General features: G+C 69.0%; 16 protein-coding genes and 2 tRNA genes. 11 read left to right on the top strand and 7 right to left on the bottom strand.

Going from position 1 to position 20,449, the window contains the following annotated elements; translation table 11 throughout:
• Positions 1–125: 125 nt before the first annotated feature.
• The 4 genes from OD750_RS13440 (at position 126) to OD750_RS13425 (ending at position 2,407) form a co-directional block, all read left to right on the top strand.
• Positions 126–1,076 (top strand): GAF domain-containing protein, encoded by a 951-nt coding sequence (locus tag OD750_RS13440; RefSeq protein WP_336407561.1) that lies wholly within the window; start codon positions 126–128, stop codon positions 1,074–1,076.
• A gap of 234 nt (positions 1,077–1,310) precedes the next feature.
• Positions 1,311–1,383: transfer RNA gene (locus tag OD750_RS13435), tRNA-Ile, on the top strand.
• Between the two features lie 124 nt (positions 1,384–1,507).
• Positions 1,508–1,583 (top strand) — tRNA-Ile (locus tag OD750_RS13430).
• 182 nt (positions 1,584–1,765) lie between these two features.
• Complete coding sequence (locus OD750_RS13425; RefSeq protein WP_263545746.1) at positions 1,766–2,407, top strand: GNAT family N-acetyltransferase; 642 nt, start codon at positions 1,766–1,768, stop codon at positions 2,405–2,407.
• A 28-nt stretch (positions 2,408–2,435) separates the two neighbouring features.
• Here OD750_RS13425 and OD750_RS13420 read toward each other — a convergent pair whose 3' ends face one another.
• Positions 2,436–2,933 (bottom strand): M48 metallopeptidase family protein, encoded by a 498-nt coding sequence (locus tag OD750_RS13420; protein ID WP_263545745.1) that lies wholly within the window; start codon positions 2,931–2,933, stop codon positions 2,436–2,438.
• A 74-nt stretch (positions 2,934–3,007) separates the two neighbouring features.
• On the opposite strand from OD750_RS13420, the gene OD750_RS13415 reads away from it, so the two are divergent.
• On the top strand, positions 3,008–3,562 hold the full coding sequence (locus OD750_RS13415; protein WP_263545744.1) for a DUF2058 domain-containing protein: 555 nt from the start codon (positions 3,008–3,010) through the stop codon (positions 3,560–3,562).
• 121 nt (positions 3,563–3,683) lie between these two features.
• On the opposite strand, the gene OD750_RS13410 is transcribed toward OD750_RS13415, so the two are convergent.
• Positions 3,684–5,027: a PQQ-dependent sugar dehydrogenase gene (locus tag OD750_RS13410; RefSeq protein ID WP_263545743.1), complete on the bottom strand. Its 1,344-nt coding sequence runs from the start codon at positions 5,025–5,027 to the stop codon at positions 3,684–3,686.
• 223 nt (positions 5,028–5,250) lie between these two features.
• Between OD750_RS13410 and OD750_RS13405 the strand changes: the two genes are divergently transcribed.
• From OD750_RS13405 to OD750_RS13395, 3 genes are read left to right on the top strand one after another with little or no spacing between them, the layout of a single operon-like run.
• A complete protein-coding gene (locus tag OD750_RS13405; protein ID WP_263545742.1) occupies positions 5,251–6,321 on the top strand; it encodes a FecCD family ABC transporter permease in 1,071 nt (356 codons plus the stop codon).
• Complete coding sequence (locus OD750_RS13400) at positions 6,318–7,118, top strand: ABC transporter ATP-binding protein (RefSeq protein WP_263545741.1); 801 nt, start codon at positions 6,318–6,320, stop codon at positions 7,116–7,118. Before OD750_RS13405 ends, OD750_RS13400 begins: the two co-directional genes overlap by 4 nt.
• A gap of 10 nt (positions 7,119–7,128) precedes the next feature.
• Positions 7,129–8,016: a cobalamin-binding protein gene (locus tag OD750_RS13395; RefSeq protein ID WP_263545740.1), complete on the top strand. Its 888-nt coding sequence runs from the start codon at positions 7,129–7,131 to the stop codon at positions 8,014–8,016.
• 73 nt (positions 8,017–8,089) lie between these two features.
• On the opposite strand, the gene OD750_RS13390 is transcribed toward OD750_RS13395, so the two are convergent.
• The 3 genes from OD750_RS13390 to dtd all read right to left on the bottom strand — a co-directional run bounded on the left by OD750_RS13390 (position 8,090) and on the right by dtd (position 12,109).
• The gene (locus OD750_RS13390) at positions 8,090–9,622 is read right to left on the bottom strand and encodes a hypothetical protein (protein WP_263545739.1); all 1,533 of its coding nucleotides are present in this window, start codon (positions 9,620–9,622) and stop codon (positions 8,090–8,092) included.
• Positions 9,623–9,698: 76 nt separating this feature from the next.
• Positions 9,699–11,564, bottom strand: a complete 1,866-nt coding sequence (gene rpoD, locus OD750_RS13385; RefSeq protein ID WP_263545738.1) for an RNA polymerase sigma factor RpoD — start codon at positions 11,562–11,564, stop codon at positions 9,699–9,701.
• A gap of 104 nt (positions 11,565–11,668) precedes the next feature.
• Positions 11,669–12,109 (bottom strand): D-aminoacyl-tRNA deacylase, encoded by a 441-nt coding sequence (gene dtd, locus OD750_RS13380; protein ID WP_263545737.1) that lies wholly within the window; start codon positions 12,107–12,109, stop codon positions 11,669–11,671.
• An 83-nt stretch (positions 12,110–12,192) separates the two neighbouring features.
• Between dtd and OD750_RS13375 the strand changes: the two genes are divergently transcribed.
• Positions 12,193–13,086, top strand: coding sequence for a lysophospholipid acyltransferase family protein (locus tag OD750_RS13375; RefSeq protein ID WP_263545736.1), 894 nt, complete (start codon positions 12,193–12,195; stop codon positions 13,084–13,086).
• Between the two features lie 102 nt (positions 13,087–13,188).
• Here OD750_RS13375 and OD750_RS13370 read toward each other — a convergent pair whose 3' ends face one another.
• Both OD750_RS13370 and OD750_RS13365 read right to left on the bottom strand, forming a co-directional pair.
• On the bottom strand, positions 13,189–14,592 hold the full coding sequence (locus OD750_RS13370; RefSeq protein WP_263545735.1) for an ATP-binding protein: 1,404 nt from the start codon (positions 14,590–14,592) through the stop codon (positions 13,189–13,191).
• On the bottom strand, positions 14,589–15,260 hold the full coding sequence (locus OD750_RS13365) for a response regulator transcription factor (RefSeq protein ID WP_263545734.1): 672 nt from the start codon (positions 15,258–15,260) through the stop codon (positions 14,589–14,591). The genes OD750_RS13370 and OD750_RS13365 overlap by 4 nt, the downstream gene beginning before the upstream one ends.
• Positions 15,261–15,450: 190 nt before the next feature.
• Here OD750_RS13365 and OD750_RS13360 point away from each other — a divergent pair, with 190 nt between their 5' ends.
• Both OD750_RS13360 and OD750_RS13355 read left to right on the top strand, forming a co-directional pair.
• The gene (locus OD750_RS13360; protein WP_263545733.1) at positions 15,451–16,512 is read left to right on the top strand and encodes an efflux RND transporter periplasmic adaptor subunit; all 1,062 of its coding nucleotides are present in this window, start codon (positions 15,451–15,453) and stop codon (positions 16,510–16,512) included.
• Entirely contained in the window at positions 16,509–20,426 is a 3,918-nt protein-coding gene (locus tag OD750_RS13355) for an efflux RND transporter permease subunit (RefSeq protein ID WP_272841948.1), read from the top strand. The genes OD750_RS13360 and OD750_RS13355 overlap by 4 nt, the downstream gene beginning before the upstream one ends.
• Positions 20,427–20,449: the final 23 nt, after the last annotated feature.

Raw genomic sequence — 20,449 nt, 5'->3', positions numbered from 1 at the left:
TGGCGGGTGAACCGACACGGTCGCGCTTGTCGCGATTGGCGGGCTATTGCATCCTCGCCGGCGAGATTTCGGCTTCCCGTCGGCGCCGCGACGACAGTGCGGACGACTTCGCGAAAGGACGCATCATGGCGAAACCGCTTGAAGAAACCACGCGTCAGCGCGTGCTCGACACCTACCGCGTCGTGGACAGCCTTCCCGAGGCCGCGTACGACGACATCGTGGCGCTCGCGTCGATCCTGTGCGATACGCCGATCGCGCTCGTGTCGCTCGTCGATCGCGATCGACAGTGGTTCAAGGCGAGCCGCGGCCTGGACGCCACGGGCACGCGCCGCGACGAGGCGTTCTGCAATCACGCGATCGACGCGCCGGCACAGCTCATGGAAGTGGCCGACGCGCGCGAAGACGCGCGTTTCGCGGAAAATCCGCTGGTGACCGGCGACCTGTCGCTGCGCTTCTACGCCGGCATGCCGCTGGTGACCGAGGAAGGCGCGGCGATCGGCACGGTCTGCGTGCTGGACCGCAAGCCGCGCGCGCTCGACGCGGCGCAGCGCACGGGCCTGAGCGCGCTCGCACGGCTGACGATGACGCTGCTCGACGCGCGGCTGCGGCAGCAGGAATCGGAACGCGCGGCGATCTTCGCTGAGGTCGAAGCGTCGCACGCCGAAGCCCCCGAGCGCGATGATCTCGCGCAGGCGGGCGGCGGCTACGCGGTGGCGATATTCCAGGTGCAGGACTTGGCCGGTCACGCGCTGAAACTCGGCGAGCGCACGATCGAACGGCGCCTGCAGGATCTCGAACGCGAACTGCACGACGCGCTCGAACCCGGCAGCGGCGACAGCGTCAACCGTACGAGCCACAGCAGCGACTTCATCGCGGTGCTGCACGGCGACGACACGCGCGGCAAAGAGCGCACGCTACGCGACAGGGTCGATGCGTTCGCCGCGCGACACGGCATGGCCTTCGTCGCGGCGAGCGCTGCGGCGTACGGCGGCGCCGAGCGCATCGAACGCGTCTTCCTGCGGGCGGACGACGAACTGACGCGCATCAAGAGCGAGCCGGCGGCCCTCGGCCTCTAGTCATACCCGTCAATGTCGCCGACGGTGATGCGCGTTGCGTCGTAGTGGCGCCGTCGTCTCGCGCCTGCCGGCTCGAACGAAGAAGAACCAAGAGCGCGACCCCGGTTTCGCAGCGGCGCGCCGTTTTCTCCTGACGGCCCGGATACGGCTACAATCGCCGCCCGCGGCAGTCGAAACCCTGACTGCATGAGCATCGTGGACGGTTCCTTGTACGAGCGGCGTGTTGGAAACGAAGGGCCTATAGCTCAACGGTTAGAGCAGAGGACTCATCATCCTTTGGTTCCAGGTTCGAATCCTGGTGGGGCGAGCCGGAGCTTTCGCGAGATGCGAAGTAACGCATCTCGCGCCGGCGAGCGCCTCGCCATGGATGGCGAGGCTGGCGTGAGCACCATGGACGGTTCCGTGCACGAGCGGCAGGGTTGGAAAGTAAAGGGCCTATAGCTCAACGGTTAGAGCAGAGGACTCATAATCCTTTGGTTCCAGGTTCGAATCCTGGTGGGCCCACCACTCCCCGCATCCTCTGCGGGTGAAAACGTGCATCTTGTTTCAATCCCCGAACCTTCGTCTCACCCCCTGCGACAGCGCAGTGCTCTAGTCGAACGCCACGACGATGCCGCGACCGAGAGCCAGCACGACGCAGCACGTGCATTCGCAGGCATACGCCCCGCCCGACCAGCCCCCGATCAGCCATGACCCCGCCCCGCATCGACCCGGAACTCCTTTTCGCCTGGCAAGCCGCCCATTCCATCGCCCGCGGCTCTCCTGCCCCCGTTCACGATCGCGGCGGCTTCCGGGTCGATACGCACTCGGAAAAGGAAGTGACGCGCTGGGTGTTCCCGCGGCTATCCGACGGGTTGCGCGCCATCGCGCATGAGGTTACGGCGCCACGGCAATACCTGAAGCTGTGCGGCTCCGACGAAGAGCTGCGAAGCGCGCTGCCCGCTCGCTGGGAGATTCAACCGGCAAACCATTTCATGACCGCGGCAGCCGCAACCCCCGATGCAAGGCCTCTGCCAGAGGGTTACACGATGGAAATCCATCGGGCCGGCCCCGTCACCCGCGCGTGCGTCATCGCGCCGACCGGCGACCGGGCCGCGAGCGGTAGCGCGGCGGAAACCGCGGATGTCTTCATCTACGATCGCATCGAGACCGCGCATGATCATCGACGCAAAGGCTTGGGCGCCGCGGTGATGATCGCGCTCGCAAGCGCGAGAAAGTCACTCGCCACTCCGCAGCTTCTGGTCGCGACGGAAGACGGCCGAGGCCTCTATGCGAACCTCGGCTGGACGGTGCTCGCACCGTTCGCGGCCGCGACGATCCCGGAAAGTTGAGCCGGTACGCGAACCGACACGCGTCGCGTTACCGCGCCTCCGTCTCCAGATGCGTCAGATACAGCCGCATGTCGAACTCGAGCTGGTGGTAGTCGGGCTCGATGTGCGTGCACAGCTGGTAGAACGCCTTGTTGTGCTCGGCCTCCTTCAGGTGAGCCAGCTCATGCACGACGATCATCCTGAGAAACTCGGCGGGCGCGTCGCGGAACACGCCGGCGATGCGAATCTCGCGGCTGGTCTTGAGCCTGTCGCCCTGGACGCGTGAGATGGTCGTGTGCGTGCCGAGCGCGTGCTTCACCACCTGCAGCCTGGCGTCGTAGATCACCTTGCCGAGCGGCACCGATTTTTTCAGATGCCGGTCCTTGAGCGCCTGCACGTAGTCGTACAGCTGGCCGTCGCTGCGCACGGCGTGAGGCTGATCGTACTTCTCGGCGAGCATGGCGCCCAGCCTGCCCTGTGCGATCAGTTCGTGCACGCGCGCCTGCACGTGCGCGGGATAGCCGGCGAGGTACTTCAAGACGTTCATGAGCGGCGGGAGGAGCGCGGGCGGCGGGGACGGCAGGTATGATGGGCCGGAAATCCTCAGCGCGAAACGGCGACATGGCAAAGGCGAACCCTCTTCAGGAACAGCTGCTCAAGGCGGGACTGGTCAAGAAGTCCAAAGTGGCCGAAGTGGCGCGCGAGCAGAACAAGGCCCGGCATTCCAAGGCGCCGGCCACGCCCAGCGAAATCCAGCGGGAAGCGGAACGCGCGCGGGCCGAGAAAGTCGAACGCGATCGCGCACTCGCCGCCGAGAGCAAGGCACAGGCGCGCGTCGCCGAACTTCGCGCCCAGGCGCGGCAGATCGTCGCCGACCGGAAAGTACCGCGCTCCGGCGAGAGCGAGTACCGCTTCAGCGTCGACGGCGCGATCCGCACCGTGCTGGTCAACGACGACCTTCGCAAGCAGCTGTCCTCCGGCGCGCTCGTGATCGTGCGCATCGACGAACGCTTCGAGTTGTTGCCGCGCGCGGCCGCCGACAAGGTGCGCGAACGCGACGCCGCCATGATCGTGCTCGATCATGGCCAGAACGCGGACGCCGAGCCGTCGACGGCCACCTCCGAAGACGATGCGTACTACGCGCAGTTCAAGGTGCCGGACGATCTGATCTGGTAACTGCGCCGCGTCCGCGACGCATCCGGTTCGCGAACCACCGCGGCATCTCCCCGGCGGCTTCTTCAACGCTCGACGCTTCTGCGGACCGGGCGAGCCGGTCGGGCCGGCGCGCCGGGATTCGTCAACGCGATGCCGCCGTCTCGAACCCGTCGTCGAAAATTCCATCGGTCTGGTCCGACTGGAATCGATAGACGACCGACGTCGCGGTATTGGCGATGTACAAATTCCCCGCCTCGTCCTCGCCGAATCCGGAATACGAGCCGTAGGCATTCGGATCGTCGCGCCAGCGCGTGAACGACCACGCGTTCTGCGCGTCGGGCCGCGCGAAAAAGATTTCGCTCGAGCACGAGTCGGCGAACACGTACATGCCCCGGAACGGCACGATCGGCCCGCGATACCGGAAGCCGCCGGTGACCGCGCAGCGTCCGCCCGTGTGGCCGTATTCCATCAGCGGCAATACGTGAGCGGGCAGCGGCGGCGCGCAGACGTTCGAGGTGTTGAAAACCGTCGATCCCTCCATGCAGCGCCAGCCGTAGAACAGCGGCTGCGTTGAATTTGCCGCACGAAAGTCGATTTCCTCCGACCGGCTCTGGCCGACGTCCGCGATCCACAGATCGCCCGTCTCGCGATCGAAGCTGAAGCGCCACGGATTGCGGAAGCCGTACAGGAAGATTTCGTCGCAGGTGTTCGTCGACGCCAAGTACGGATTGTCCTGCGGGATCGCGTATTGCGCCGGCTGGCCGGTCGCGGTGCCGCACATCTCGGCCGTCGCGTTCGCGCCGCGCGTGTCCACGTCGATGCGCAGCATCTTGCCGCGCAGGAAATACTGCGTGCCGCTGCCGGTGCCGCAGGTCGCCGGATTGTTGTCCGCCGGCTTCTTCCACAGGCATTCGGCAAATCCGTTCGTGCCGCTTTCCTGGCCGCCGTCGCCGGACGACATGTACAGATAGCCGTCCGGTCCGAAATGCAGATCGCCGCCATTGTGAAACGACGGTGGCGAGTTATCGGCAAGGCGCAGTACGACGGTGCCGGCCGGGTTCGCGACATCGGGGTCGGCCGAAACGGTGAAACGTTCGACCACTTCGTCGGGTCCGCTGCCCAGGCAACTGCCCGCAACGCTGCAGTTGCCCGAACGCATCGACGCGACATAGAACTCGTCGCTGTGCGGAAGCCCCGCGCGACCGTAGTTCGGATGAAACGCCAGACCGAGCAGACCACTCGTCCCGCCGCTGCCGGGATAGGTCACGGACAGCGTCAGGAACGGCGTCGGCAGCAACACGCCGTTCTTGACGATGCGGATCGTTCCCGCCTGGCTGATCACGAACAGCCGGCCGCTGCCGTCGTGCGGCGCGCGCACGCCGATCGGCGCCGGCACCGCACGCGTGATTTCGACCAGCGCAAGGTCCGGCGGCACCGACTGCCCCGCCGCCGCAACCGCGTACAGCGCGATCGCCGCGCCGGCCATAGACCGAGTCCACCGCATTGCCAGGCCCCCGAAGCGTGAGGCGAAAACTGTACACCCGCTCGGCGCGCGCGGGTTGGAACAGATGCGCGCGGCGCAGGCGCACACCGTACAATCGCGCCCCCCGACCGATCCATCCGCACCGGCGTGCGGCGCTCGCCGGCCGATCCGGCGGGGCGGCGAGCGCATGGACTCGCCGCAACGCCAAGCCTATGCTGCGCACCGCATGACTCATCCCGAACGCCGGGCACGGCCCGAAGCAACGTCAGCGCCCGACGATTCCGCGCCGTACCGGCCCGCCGGCTTCGCGCGCGCCGTCGCCGTCTGGACCGTGCTGCTCGCGTGCGCGCTCGCCGCCGTGTTCGTCGCCCTGCTGCTCGGCAGCAGCGACATCGGCATCGGCGATTCGCTCGCCGCGCTGGTATCGCCCGGCGACAGCCTCGCCGGCGCCGCGGTCTACCAGTTGCGCCTGCCGCGCACGCTCGCCGCGTTCGGCACCGGCGGTCTCCTCGCCGTCGCCGGCTGCCTGATGCAGGTTCTGCTGCGAAATCCACTTGCGGATCCGTATATTCTTGGCCTTTCCAGCGGCGCCGCCGTCGGCGCGCTGGGCGCGATGCTGTTCGGCGCCGGCCTCGTCGCGGTGACGTTCGGCGCCGCCGCCGGCGCGCTCGCATCGAGCCTGCTCGTGTTCGTGCTCGCCAATCGCGACCTCGCCCGGCTGCACATTTCGACGACCGTCGTCGACTCGCCGCGCCTGATCCTGACCGGCGTGATGCTCGCCGCCGGCTGGGGCGCGGTCGTCACGCTGATTCTCGTGCTCGCGCCCGAACGCAACCTGCGCGGCATGCTGTTCTGGGCGATGGGCGATCTCGGCGGCGTCGAGCGCTGGTGGCCCGCGCTCGCCGCGCTCGCGCTCATCGTCGCCGCCGCGATGCCGCTCCTGCGCCAGTTCAACGTGCTGCTGCGCGGCGACGCCGTCGCCGCGACGCTCGGCGTGCGCGTGCCGGCGCTCAAGCGCTTCATCTTCGTCGCGGCATCGATCGCGACGGCCGTCGCCGTGACGACCGCCGGCACGATCGGCTTCGTCGGCCTCGTCGTGCCGCATGCGCTGCGTCTTCTCGTCGGCAACGATCAGCGCGTGCTCTTGCCGGCCTGCGCGATCGCCGGCGGCGGCCTTCTCGTTGTCGCCGATACCGCCGCGCGCACGATCGTCGATCCGCTGCAGCTGCCGGTCGGCGTCGTCACGGCGTTCATCGGCGTGCCGGCGTTTCTGTCGCTGCTGCTGCGCACGCGATGAACGCGCCGACCCGCGTCGAACTGCGCGATCTGACGCTGCGCGTCGCCGGCCGCGACCTCGCGCGCGCGCTCGACGTGCGCATCGGCGCCGGCGAAATGTGGTGCGTACTCGGCGCGAACGGCGCCGGCAAGTCGACGCTGCTGCGCGCGGTCGCCGGCCTTGCGCGTGCGCACGCGGGCCACGTGCTGGTCGACGGCGTCGATGCGCACCGGCACGATCCGCTGCGTCTGGCGCGTCTGCGCGGCTTCATGCCGCAGACCGTGACCGACGCGTTCAGCATGAAGGTGATCGACGTCGTGCTGTCGGCGCGGCATCCGCGCCTGTCGCTGTGGGAATGGGGCGGCGAGGAAGACTGGTCGGTCGCCTACCGCGCGCTGGCGGCGGTCGGCATGGACGGCTTCGTCGATCGCGACGTGACGACGCTGTCCGGCGGCGAGCGTCAGCGCGTCTCGATCGCGACGCTGCTCGCGCAGGAAGTCGACACGATGCTGTTCGACGAACCGGCCGCGTCGCTCGACCTGCATCACCAGATACTCGTGCTCGGCCACCTCGAAGCGCTCGCGCGCGCCGGCAGGACGATCGTGTACTCGATCCACGACACGAATCTCGCGTACGCGTATTCGACGCACGGCATCTTGTTTCTCGGCGACGGAACGGTCATACACGGACCGATCCGCGACGTCATGACCGGCGCCGCCTTGTCGCGCGCGTTCAATCATCCGATTTCCGAGCGGCTCGTCGACGGCGAAGTGTTCTTCATGGCCGATCGCGCGCACGATTCGCCGCCGCAGCCCTGAAGGAACGCCCGTGTTTCGACCCGCCCTGTTCACGCTTGCCACCGTCGTGTCGTTCGCCGCACGCGCAGAGCCGATCAGCGTCGTCGACGACGCCGGCCGCACCGTGACGCTCGCGGCGCCGGCACGGCGCATCGTCAGCCTCGCGCCGAGCACGACCGAACTCATCTACGCGGCGGGTGCCGGCGCCTACGTCGCCGGCACGTCGAGCTATACCGACTACCCGCCCGAGGCGAAGGCCGTGCCGCAGGTCGGCGACGCGGCGATGATCAACATGGAGCGCATCGTCAGCCTGAAACCCGACCTCATCGTCGTGTGGTCGCATGTCGATTCGGCGGCCGTGCTCGAAAAGCTCAAGGTGTTCGGCATTCCGGTGTACTACAGCGAGCCGCGCAAGATCGTGGACATCGCCAAATCGCTGACCGACCTCGGCACGCTGGCCGGCACGAACGAAGCCGCCGCGCGCGCCGCGAACGACCTGCGCGAACGCCGCGAAAAACTGCACGCGCGCTATGCCGGACGACCGCCGATCCGCGTGTTCTACCAGGTGTGGGAACGGCCGCTGATGACGGTCAACGGCCAGCAGATGATCAGCGATGCGATCGCCTTGTGCGGCGGCGTGAACATCTTCGGCGACCTTGCGCCCACCGTGCCGACCGTGAACCGCGAAGCGGTGGTCGCGGCCAATCCCGACGTCATCGTCACGTTCAACGGCGAGGGCGAGGACGGTCTTGCCGGTTGGAAATCGCTGACGACGCTCAACGCCGCGACCTGGGGCAATCTCGTGCCGCTGTCGACGCCGACGCTCGGCCGGCCGTCGCCGCGATTTCTCGACGGCGCGGAAAATCTCTGCGTCGAACTCGACCGGGCGCGCGAACGGCGCGGCGCGGCGGCGAAGTAGCCGCATCGCACGCGCGTCTGCGGCTCACGCAAACACCATCGTCGCATTCGGCCCGTGTGACGCGCCGGCGACGTCAGCGCCGAAACTCGTCCGCGCACGCCGAACCCGCGATGGCCGCCTGCCACGCGGCCGGCCAGTCGGCCAGCGCGTCGGGCGTCGTCGCCACATCGAGCGCGACGAACCGCGCGGCGTCGGCATCGAAGCAGTACAGGTGCGGCACGACCGGTTGCGCCGGCGTCCACGGCACGTCGCGGCGCGCGATGCGGCCAGCCCATTCGGCGTAGGCGACCGGCGTGAACAGCGATACGCGCGACGCGACCGACGCGCGGCGAAACGGCGGTATCGTCGGCGCGCCCTGCGCATTGCGCAGGAACGGCGCGCTGCGCCAGTGGTCGGGTACGACCACGAGCGCGTGCACGTTCGGATCGCCGTGCGCGACGACGTCGTCGATCGCCACGAACAACGCGTTCATCGCCTGTCCGGCCTTGCGCCACGGCACCATCGCCTGCGCCTGCCCCGCGACGAACAACGCGACGAGCGCCCATGCGACGCCGACACGCGTGCGCGTCGCATCGCGGCAGGCGAGCGGCAGCGCCAGCCACAACGCGAGCCAGCTTCCGGCGAGATAGAACAGCCGTGCGCCTTCGCCGTTCTCCGGCACGCCGGAGAAATGCGGCAGCACAGCGCCGACCGACACGGCGAAGCCGAAGAGCGGCAACAGCCACAGCGTCGCGAACGCGCCGCGTCGCCACGCGCCCACGCCGTTCCACGCGGCGACCAAGGCAACGACGAACGCAGCCCATGGCCAAGCGCCGCCGAACGCGGCATCGGGTATCGGCCGCATGCCGACGAGATGATTCCACAATTGCGCAGGCGACAGATGCGCGAGCGGCGACGAGCCGGCGTACACCTCGACCATGTTGCCGGCGAACAGATAGCGCCGCCACGCGAGATATGCCGCGAGCACGACGAGCGCCGGCACGACGTCGCGCAGCGCGAGCGCGGCGCGGCGCGCGAGCGGTTCGCGCGCATGCACGACGAAGAAGCCGCCGAGCGCGAGAAACGCCGGCGCGGTCATCGCCGGCTCCTTGCTGCCGAGCGCGAACGCGAACGCGGCGAGGCTCGCGATGCGCGCGCCGTCGAACCACGCGCGCGCGGCGAGATGCCGGTCGAGCGCCAGCAGCACGCCGGCGAGCGCGAGCGCGTCGAAGCGCGCGACCATCCACGCGCTGACTTCCGGCGCAAGCGGATACGCCACGAACAGCGCCGCCGCGCACGCCGCGGCGAAGCGCGCGTGCGCCTGTCCGTCGGCGATGCGCCGCGCGACGCGATAGACGAGCAGGCCGTTGATCAGATGCAGCGCGAAGTTGACGAGCCGCCAGCCGAGCGGCTCGGCGCCGACGGCGAGCCAGTTCAGTGCGAACGAGAGAAAGCCGACCGGCCGGTAGAAATTGCCCGGCTGCGGCGTGGTGACGACGACGTGGTCCCAGACGTAGCCCCAGACGTCGCCGCGTGCGGCGGCGTGGTACAGGCCCCACGGAAACCCGAAATCGTCGGACAGGAAATGTCCGCCGAAACTGCCCCAGTGCACGCCCAGAACGAGCAAGGCCGCCGCGCCGACGAGCAGCGCGGCGGCCCTGGTATCGCTGCGTGCGATCCGGCCCGAAGTCACCCGGCGTCGATCAATCGAGATCGAGGAACGAGCGCAGCTGCTCCGAACGGCTCGGGTGGCGCAGCTTGCGCAGCGCCTTGGCTTCGATCTGGCGGATGCGTTCGCGCGTCACGTCGAACTGCTTGCCGACTTCTTCCAGCGTGTGGTCGGTGTTCATGTCGATGCCGAAGCGCATGCGCAGCACCTTCGCCTCGCGCGGCGTGAGGCCGGCGAGCACGTCGCGCACGGTTTCCGACAGGCCCGTCGACGTCGCCGATTCCACCGGCGAATCGACGTTGGTGTCTTCGATGAAATCGCCCAGGTGGGAATCCTCGTCGTCGCCGATCGGGGTTTCCATCGAGATCGGCTCCTTGGCGATCTTCATCACCTTGCGGATCTTGTCCTCGGGCATTTCCATCTTCTTCGCCAGCTCTTCGGGCGTGGGCTCGCGGCCCATTTCCTGCAGCATCTGGCGGCTGATGCGGTTCAACTTGTTGATCGTCTCGATCATGTGCACCGGGATGCGGATGGTGCGCGCCTGATCGGCGATCGAACGCGTGATCGCCTGGCGGATCCACCACGTCGCGTACGTCGAGAACTTGTAGCCGCGGCGGTATTCGAACTTGTCCACGGCCTTCATGAGGCCGATGTTGCCTTCCTGGATGAGATCGAGGAACTGCAGGCCGCGATTCGTATACTTCTTCGCAATCGAGATGACGAGACGCAGGTTCGCCTCGACCATCTCCTTCTTCGCGCGGCGGGCCTTCGCCTCGCCGATCGACATCGCGCGGTTGATTTCCTTGATGTCGGGCAGCGACAGGAACAGGCCGCGCTCGATCGCGCCGAGCTTTTCCTGTTCGGCGACGATTTCGTCCTTGTGCGCGCGGATGCCCGACGACCACTTCTGCTTCTTGCGGATCAGGTCCTCGGCCCAGTCGAGGTTGATCTCCTGGCCCGGGAACGAGCGCAGGAAGTCCTTGCGCGGCATCTTGGCGTGCTTGATGCACAGATCCATGATGATGCGTTCGTGGTTGCGGATGTTGTTGACGACGTCGCGCAGCTTCTTGACGAAGCTGTCGATCATGACGGCCGGCAGCTTGAGCTTCAGGAACGCCTCGGCCATCTGCTCGCGCAGCTTCTGCGCCTTTTTGTCGGCGAGGCCGTTCTTTTCGCCGGTCTTCTGGAACTTGCCGTAGAACTGGCGCAGTTCCTCGAGGCGGCGCTTGACCTCTTCCGGGTCCGGACCGGTTTCGCCGGGGCCGGCCTCTTCGCCGCCCTCGGTTTCTTCCTCGTCGTCCTTGGTGGCGGCGGCGCCCGCGCCCTCGTCGGCTTCGAGCATGTCGTCGGTGATGGCCGGCTGCGGCTCCTCGACGTCGGCGAAACCGGCGATGACTTCGGACAGGCGGCGCTTGCCTTCGACGTGCTGGTCGTATTCCTCGATCAGGAGGTGGATCGACCACGGAAAGCTCGCGAGCGCGGTCTGCACCGCGTTCAGGCCTTCCTCGATGCGCTTGGCGATCGCGATTTCGCCCTCGCGCGTCAGGAGTTCGACCGTGCCCATCTCGCGCATGTACATGCGCACGGGATCGGTGGTGCGGCCGACTTCGGCGTCGACGGCCGCGAGCATCGCGACCGCTTCTTCGGTCGCGGTTTCGTCGTCGGTCACGGCCGACGGCGCGTCGGGCGTCAGCAATTCGGTATCGGGCGCGATTTCATGCACCTCGATGCCCATGCCATTGATCATGCCGATGATGTCTTCGATCTGCTCGGGGTCGACGATGTCGTCCGGCAGGTGGTCGTTGACTTCGGCGTAGGTCAGGTAGCCCTGTTCGCGCCCCTTGACGATGAGGAGCTTGAGGTCGGACTGCTGGTCCTGCGTGGTGTTCTCGATGGCCATGGCTGTATCGGCTGGAAACAAAGACTTGGGATTATAGGAGGGCTGTCAAGGGCGCTTCGGACGGCGAGCGGGCCGTCCCGGATGCATAACGCAAAACAGCGCCTTCAGCGTACTTCGAGACGGAACGTGACCGGTCCGTCATTGACGAGGTGCACTTGCATATGGGCGCCGAACCGGCCGGTTTCCACCCTCGGGTGGGCGGCGCGTGCCAGTTCGACCAGATACGAGAACCAGCGTTCGCCTTCGGCGGGGGGCGCGGCGCTCGTGAAGCTCGGCCGCATGCCCGAATCGGTGTCGGCGGCGAGCGTGAACTGCGATACCAGCAGCAGGCCGCCGCCGGTGTCGGTCAGCGACCGGTTCATCTTGCCGGCCTCGTCCCCGAACACGCGGTAGCCCAACAGGCGCTGCAGCATGCGCCGCGTCTGCGGCTGCCCGTCGCCGGGCTGCACGGCCACGAGCGCCAGCAGGCCCGGACCGATCTGCCCGACCGTCTCGCCGGCCACGTCGACACGTGCGTTCGCAACGCGCTGGATCAAGGCGATCATGTCGATTCCCGGCACCGAAGGGGGCGCGATAGTCGTCAACCATGGCGGCCGGGTCAATGCGCCCGGTAAACTCGCAGGTTCCCATGCGCTGGTATATCGCCATCTTGTTTTTCCTGCTGCGGCTGGTCGGCCGCCTGCCGCTGCGTGCGCTGCACGCGGTCGGGGCGGGGCTGGGTCGCTTGTTCTGGTTGACCAACGGGCCGGAGCGGCATCACACCGAGGTCAATTTCTCGCTGGTACTTACGCAATACGGCGAAAAAGAGCGTCAGCAAATCGCACGCCGCACGTTGCGCGAAACCGGCAAATCGCTGACCGAGATCGCAAAAGTCTGGGGCGCGGGCCCCGAAGCCGCGCTCGCGCTCGTGCGCGAGGTCGACGGTGAACATCTGTTCCGCGACGCGCTCGCGGCCGGCAAGGGCCTGATCGTCGCCGCGCCGCACCTGGGCTGCTGGGAGCTTCTGAACATCTGGCTGTGCAGCCGCACGCCGATGGCGATCGTCTACCGCCCGCCGCGGCGCGCGGCGCTCGAACCGCTGCTCTTGCGCGCGCGCGGCGCGCTGAGCCCCGAACAGGTGCGCGCCGAAGGCGCCGGCGTGCGCACGCTGTACAAGCGACTGCAGGCCGGCGGCACGGTCGGCATCCTGCCCGACCAGCAGCCCAAGCAGGGCGACGGCGAGTTCGCGCCGTTCTTCGGCGTGCCGGCGCTGACGATGGTGCTGCTGTCGCGTCTGGCGCACCGCACCGGCGCGGCCGTGCTGTTCGCGTTCGCCGAACGCCTGCCGGACGGCGCGGGCTTTCGCATCCGCTTTCGTGCCGCGCCCGACGGCATCGCCGACGCCGACCTGCCCACGGCGGTCGCCGCGCTCAATCGCGGCGTCGAAGAATGCGTGAATCTCGCGTTCGAGCAGTACCAGTGGCATTACAAACGTTTCCAATTGCGTCCGGACGGCGGCACCAACCCTTACTGGCGCGGGTAGGCCGAACCTCCCTCCCCGATCGGGAGGCCGGGCGGCTTCGGTGATCCAAAGCGCAAAAACGCGCGCAGGTGTCCACAACGCGTAATCGGGGGGCGCGGCGACTCACGTCGCGGCGAGAATCCCCGTATCCGATACCTTGTCCGGCTCCCCGGCCGCGAGCGCGAACGCCACGGTCACGCCGAATCCGCGGCCGTCGAGGCCTCGTCCGGTCGCGATCGTCGCCCGGTGGGACTGCGCGATGCGGGCGACCAGCGACAGGCCGATGCCGCTGCCGCGCTCGTTGCTGCCGAGCACGCGGAAGAACCGGTCGAAGATGCGTTCGCGGTCGCCGTCGGCGACGCCGGGGCCGTCGTCGAACACCTGCAGCTGCACGGCCGCGCCTTCGCGCAGGCAGCGCACGGCGATGCGGCCGCCGCGGCCGGTGTAGCGCACGGCGTTGTCGACGAGGTTGGCGACGAGCACGCCCATCTCGTCGATGTTGCCGACGATCGGGCAGCGTTCCGCGTCGAGCGTGATCGCCTGATGCTTCTGGGCGACCATCGCGCCGTAGTCGTCGACGACCATCGCGACGATCGCGGCAAGGTCGAGCGGCGCCTGGGCGCCGCCGCGATGCTCGACGTCGAGCCGCGCCGAATCGAGCAGCTGCTGCGACAGCCGCGCGCTGCGCTCGACGCCGCGCACGAGCTGCCTGAGCGATCCGCGCGCCTCGGCCAGCGTGCGCGCGCCGAGCGCCACCTGCGCCTGCGTGAGCAGCACGGCCAGCGGCGTGCGCAGCTCGTGCGCCGCCTCGGAGAAGAACTGGCGTTCGCGGCGCACCGCGCGATCGACGCGCGCCAGCAGGCGGTTGAACGAATCGACCAGCGGCCCGACCTCGCTCGGCAGATCGCCGCCCGGCAGCGGTTCGAGATCGGTCGCCGAACGCGCGGCCATCGCCGCGTTGACGCGCACCATCGGCTTGAGCGACCAGTCGATCACGGCCTTCATCGCAAGGGCGAGCAACAGCAACACCACGATCGACACCGCCAGCGCCCGGCTCACCTTGCGGCGCACTTCCGCGAGAATCAGATCGAGCGATTTGCCGACCTGCACCTGCACGCGCCCGGTCGTATCCGTCAGCGCGTAGACGCGCCATTCGACGCCGCGGATCGTGCGCGTCTGGCGACCGTCGACGAAGTCGGGCTTGAGCGGTTCGCCCGTCGAACGCGACGACAGCACGATCGCTTCGCGCCGATCCTTCACCCATACCTGGAACTCGATGTCGTCGACATCGTTCACGCCCGTGCGATCGACCGGCAACGGCGTCAGGCGCGGCCCGGCCGACAGCGCCGGCAGGTCGGCCGGCATCGCCGACATCACCTCCACGGCGATCGCGACGAGATCGTCTTCCCAGTCGCCGATGCGTTCGCGCATGAACGCCGTGCCGAGCACGATCATCGCGATCAGCCACGCGCCGACGAACGGCAGCAGCAGCACGAGAAACAGCCGCGTGCGCAGCGAACGCGTCACCGCTCGTCGCCCAGACGGTAGCCGTAGCCGTGCACGGTCGCGATGAGATCGTCGCCGAGCTTGCGCCGCAGCTGGTGGATGTACACCGCGATCGTGTTGCTTTCGGTTGCGCACGCGTCGCCGTAGACGCGATTCTCGATGAAGCTGCGCGCGACCGCGCGGCCGGGGCGCTCGATCAGTGCCAGCAGCGTGCGGTACTCGTGCGTGGACAGGTGCACGCGCACGCCGTCGCGCGTGACCGAGCGCTGCGCCGGGTCGAGGCTGATCTCGCCGTAGCGCAGCGCCGGCGCGACCTGCCCGTTCGTGCGTCGCACGACGGCGCGCAGGCGCGCGAACAGCTCGTCGATCTGGAAGGGCTTGACGAGATAGTCGTCGGCGCCGGCGTCGAGGCCGCGGATGCGGTCGCCGAGCTGGTCGCGCGCGGTGATGATGATGACCGGCGTCGTGTCGTACGCCGCGCGCAGCGCGCGCAGCACGTCGAGGCCCGAACCGCGCGGCAGCCCCAGATCGAGCAGCACCGCGCCGTAGCCGTGCTCGACGAGCGCGAGGCGCGCGGCCACCGCGTCGGACGCGTTGTCGACGCGCCAGCCGTGCCGGCGCAGGCCCGCGCCGACCGCTTCGGCCAGCATCGCGTCGTCTTCGACGAGCAGGATTTTCGCAATCGACATGGACCCTCCGCGGGGCGATTTATGCCGGCGGGATTTTAAGGTTTGTTTAAGACGGCGCAATGCCGCCTGAATGACGCGATTTAAACAATCCTTAAAAAGACAAAAACACACTCGCGCCCCGTCGCTGCTCGCTTTGCGGGCCATTCGTCATTTTCCCGTCGCACATCGGCCCGATTAACAAAAAACGAATATGACCCGTATTTTCCGTTCAGATGTCCAATGGCCGCGCCGCGCCGTCCGCGTTCTCTTCGCCGCCGCCGCGCTATGGGCCGCGAGCCGCGTGCACGGCGCCGAAACCGCGACCGCGCTGACCGTCACCGCCGCTGCGACGCAGTCGACGACCTGGCCCGTCGCATTTGAAGCGTTCGGCTCGATTTCACCGTGGCAAGAGGCGGTCGTCGGCACGCAGATCGGCGGCTATCGCCTCGTCGACGTGCGTGCCGACGTCGGCGACCGCGTGTCGAAGGGACAGCTGCTCGCGCGGCTCGACGCGGCGCTGCTGCGCGCCGAGGAGGCGCAGCTCGTGGCGGCCTGGGAGCAGGCCGAGGCGAATCGCGCGCGCGGCGTCGCGGTGCGCGAGCGCGGCGGCATGAGCGAACAGGACGTGCAGCAGCTCGCGACCGCGGCCAAGACCGCCGCCGCGGCGCTCGAGGCCAAGCGGGTGCAGCTGCGCTACACCGACGTCGTCGCGCCCGACGCCGGCACGATCAGCGCGCGCGTCGCGACGCTCGGCGCCGTCGCCAACGTCGGCGACGAGCTGTTTCGCCTGATCCGCGCCGACCGGCTCGAATGGCGCGGCGAACTGCCGGCGCACGAATTCATCGATATCGAGATCGGCCAGCGCGTCGCGCTGCGCCTGCCCGACGGCGGCGAAGTCGGCGCGACCGTCAGCCGGCGCGCGCCGTCGCTCGACGCGCGCACGCGGCTCGGCATCGTCTACGCCGACCTCGAACCCGGCAGCCGCGCGCGCGCCGGCATGTACGTGCAGGGCCGCGTCGTGCTGCGCGACAGCCCGGCGCTCGTGATTCCGGCCGCGAGCCTCGTGGTTCGCGACGGCAATACGTTCGTCGCGCGCCTCGTCGCGCCCGGCACGGCGTCGGCGATCGCGCTGCAGCCGGTCGCGGTCGGCCGGCGCGACGCCGCGCGCGTCGAAATCGTCGGCGGACTCGCCGAGCACGATCGCGTGGTCGCCAAGGGCGCCGGGCTCGTCAACGACGGCGACGTCGTCAAGGTGGTCGGAGCGCCGCCGTGAACCTCGCGACGTGGTCGATCCGCAATCCGATTCCGGCGATCCTGCTGTTCGCGCTGCTGACGCTCGCGGGCCTGTGGGGTTTCGCGCGGCTGCCGGTACAGGCGTTGCCGGACATCGACCTGCCGGTGGTCGTCGTGACGCTCGCGCAGCCCGGCGCGGCGCCGGCGCAGCTCGAAACCGAAGTCGCCCGCAAAGTGGAAGATTCGCTGTCGACGCTCGCGGGCCTTAAGCACCTGCGCACGACGGTCAGCGACGGCCTCGTCACGATCCGGGTCGAGTTCGTGCTCGAAAAGCGCCTGTCCGATGCGCTGATCGAAACCAAGAACGCCGTCGACCGCACGCGCGCCGACCTGCCCGAAGACCTCTTGCAGCCGACCGTCGAATCGGTCGTCGTCGCCGGCGAACCGATACTCGGCTACGCGGTCGCGTCGTCGCGCCTGGACGAAACCGCGCTGTCGTGGTTCGTCGACGACACGATCGCCAAGCGCGTGCTCGCGGTGCCGGGCGTGGGGCGCTTCGAGCGCGTCGGCGGCGTCGCGCGCGAGGTGCGCGTCGAGGTCGATCCGGTACGCCTCGCCGCGCTCGGGGTGACGGCCGCCGACGTGTCGCGCGCGTTGCGCGAGATGCAGCAGGAATCGTCCGGCGGCGCGGGCCGCGTCGGCGGCGCCGAGCAGTCGGTGCGCACGATCGCGACCGTGCGCCGCGCGAGCGAACTCGCGGCCTGGCCGATCGCGCTGCCGGACGGCCGGCGCCTGCGCCTCGACGAGATCGCCGCGGTGCGCGACGGCGCCGCCGAACGCCGGCAGGCCGCACTGCTCGACGGCAGGCCGGTCGTCGGGTTTCGCCTGTACCGCGCCAAGGGACACGACGACACGCGCATCGCCGAGGGCGTCGCCGCGGCGCTCGCGGAACTCGCGGCCGGCGATGCGTCGCTGCGCGCCGACATCGTGTACGACCGCGTCGACTACACGCGCCAGCAATACGCCGGCTCCATGCAGATGCTGCTCGAAGGCGCGCTGCTCGCCGTGCTCGTGGTGTTCGCGTTCCTGCGCGATTGGCGCGCGACGCTCGTCGCCGCGCTCGCGCTGCCGCTGTCGATCCTGCCGACGTTCGCGGCGATGTACTGGCTCGGCTACTCGCTCAACATGCTCACGCTGCTCGCGCTCGCGGTGATCGTCGGCGTGCTCGTCGACGACGCGATCGTCGAGGTCGAAAACATCGAACGACACCGGCGCTACGGCAAGCCGATGCGCGAGGCCGTCGTCGACGCGGTCGACGAAATCGCGCTCGCCGTCGTCGCGACGACGCTCGCGCTCGTCGTGGTGTTCCTGCCGACCGCACTGATGAGCGGCGTGCCGGGCCTGTTCTTCCGCCAGTTCGGCTGGACCGCGGTCGTCGCCGTGCTGATGTCGCTCCTGGTAGCACGCGCACTGACGCCGATGCTCGCCGCCTTCGTGCTGAAGGATGCGCCGCAGCGCGAACATGTCGACGGACGGGTCACGCGCTCGTATCTCGCCGCGGTGCGCTGGTGCCTCGCGCATCGCACGGCGACGCTCGCCGGTGCCACGGGGTTTCTCGCCGCGTCGCTTGCGCTGGTGCCGCTGATTCCGACCGGCTTCGTGCCGGCCGCCGACCGCGGCCACACGACGATCGCGGTCGAGCTGCCGCCCGGCAGTTCGCTCGCCGATACGCTCGCGGCGATCGAAGCGGCGCGCGCGAGCCTCGCGGGCGTCGACGGCATCGCGCGCGTGTTCGCGACCGCGGGCGCGACGTCCGGCGAAAACGACGACGGCGAGGCCGCCGACGTGCGCCGCGGCAGCCTCGTACTGACGTTCGCGCCGCGCGGCGAGCGCGAAGGTCAGAGCGAGATCGAACGCCGCATCCGCGAGCGGCTCGGCGACGTCGCCGGCGCGCGCTTCGCGCTGTCGTCCGGCGCGCCCGGCGAGAAGCTGCAGCTGATCCTGACCGGCGACGACACCGCCGCGCTGACGACGAGCGCGCGCGCGATCGAACGCGAGCTGCGCGGCGTGGCGTCTTTGTCGAACGTCACGTCGAGCGCGAGCCTGGAGCGCCCCGAGATCGTGTTTCGTCCCGACGCGCGGCTCGCCGCCGAACGCGGCGTCACCGCCGCGACGATCGGCGACACGCTGCGCATCGCGACCAGCGGCGACTTCGACGCGCGCGTGGCGCGCCTGAATCTCGACAACCGCCAGTTGTACATTCGCGTGCGCCTGCCCGACGCGGCGCGCAACGATCTCGCCGCGCTCGCGAACCTGCGCGTGCCGGGCCGCGACGGCCTCGTGCCGCTGTCGACGATCGCCGCCGTCGCACTCGAAAGCGGCCCGGCGCAGATCGAGCGCTACGACCGGCGCCGCTACGTCATGCTCACGGCCGATCTCGGCGGCTCGCCGCTCGGGCCGGCGCTCGAAGCCGCCATGGCCCTGCCCTCGGTCGCGGCGCTGCCGTCGTCGGTGCGTCTCGTCGAAGAAGGCGACGCCGAAATGGCCGGCGAACTCGCGGCCGGATTTTCAATGGCGATCGTCGTCGGCCTCGTCTGCGTGTTCTGCGTGCTCGCGGTGCTGTTCAAGGATTTTCTGCAGCCGCTGACGATACTCTCGGCGATCCCGCTGTCGCTCGGCGGCGCGTTCGTCGCGCTGCTGCTGGGCGGCAGCGAGCTCGACATCCCGGCGCTGATCGGCCTCGTCATGCTGATGGGCATCGTCAGCAAGAACTCGATCCTGCTCGTCGAATACGCCGTGCTCGGTATGCGCGAACGCGGCCTGAGCGCCGTCGACGCGATGCTCGACGCGTGCGCCAAGCGCGCGCGGCCGATCGTCATGACGTCGCTCGCGATGATCGCCGGCATGGCGCCGATCGCGCTCGGTCTCGGCCCCGACGCGAGCTTCCGCCAGCCGATGGCCATCGCGGTGATCGGGGGACTCGTCACGTCGACCGCGTTGTCGCTCCTCGTCGTTCCCGTGGTTTTCGCCTGCGTCGACGCGGCTCGCCGCCGCGCCGCGCAGTTTTTTTCGTCCGGCGCACGAGCCGGGTGTCGTACGCAACAACCAATTGACCTTGCAATCGGAGCTGGAACGATGAATCGAGAAACCGCGTTTGTCCGCCGCAAAGCCCATACGTTCGCCGCGTTCGCGGTCCTGCTGCCGTTCGGCGCGGCCATCGCCGACGCGCCGCCCGACGACGATGCGTGGCACGTCGTGCTCGGCGCGGGCGTCGGGTCGCGACCGCTGTTTCCCGGCAGCGACAAGACCGAAACGCAGGCGCTGCCGTTCATCAACGCGCGCCGCGGCAATTTCTTCGTCGGCCGCGCGCCGGGCATGCCGGGACTGGGCGTCGGCTACGACCTGTGGCACACGGAAAACTTCCGCGTCGGCGCGGCGATCTCGGCGCAGCCGACGAAGCTGCGCGACGAGGACGACGCCGACGAAGATCCGCGCCTGCGCGGCCTCGGCGACATCGACGGGACGGCTTACGCCGGTTTCTACGCGGTCTACGAGCGCGGCTGGTTCGAACTGTCCGGCGGCGTGGCGACCGACGCCGCGGGCAAGGATCACGGCACGATCGTCTCGCTCGACGCGCAGGCGAACCTCGACGTCACCGACCGCCTGCGCGTGTCGTTCGGTCCCGGCGTGAGCTGGAGCAACGCCAAGCGCAACCAGACGTTCTTCGGCGTCGACGCCGCGCAGGCGGCAGCGTCGGGCCTCGCCCCGTACACGCCGGACGCGGGCGCGAGCGAAGTGCGCTTTTCGCTCGGCGCGACGTACCGGCTCGGCGAAAAGTGGAGCCTCGGCGCGCGCGCGACGGCGGCGCGGCTGCAGGGCGATGCGAAGGACAGCCCGATCGTCGCCGACGAAAACCAGAACACCGTGGGCGTGTTCGCCGCGTACCGGTTCTGAACGTGCGCAACGCTGACGCCAGG

Origin of the sequence: Tahibacter soli, assembly GCF_025717065.2 — a bacterium.
GTDB classification, from domain to species: domain Bacteria; phylum Pseudomonadota; class Gammaproteobacteria; order Xanthomonadales; family Rhodanobacteraceae; genus Tahibacter; species Tahibacter soli.
This window is presented reverse-complemented; position numbering and strand designations above follow the sequence as displayed.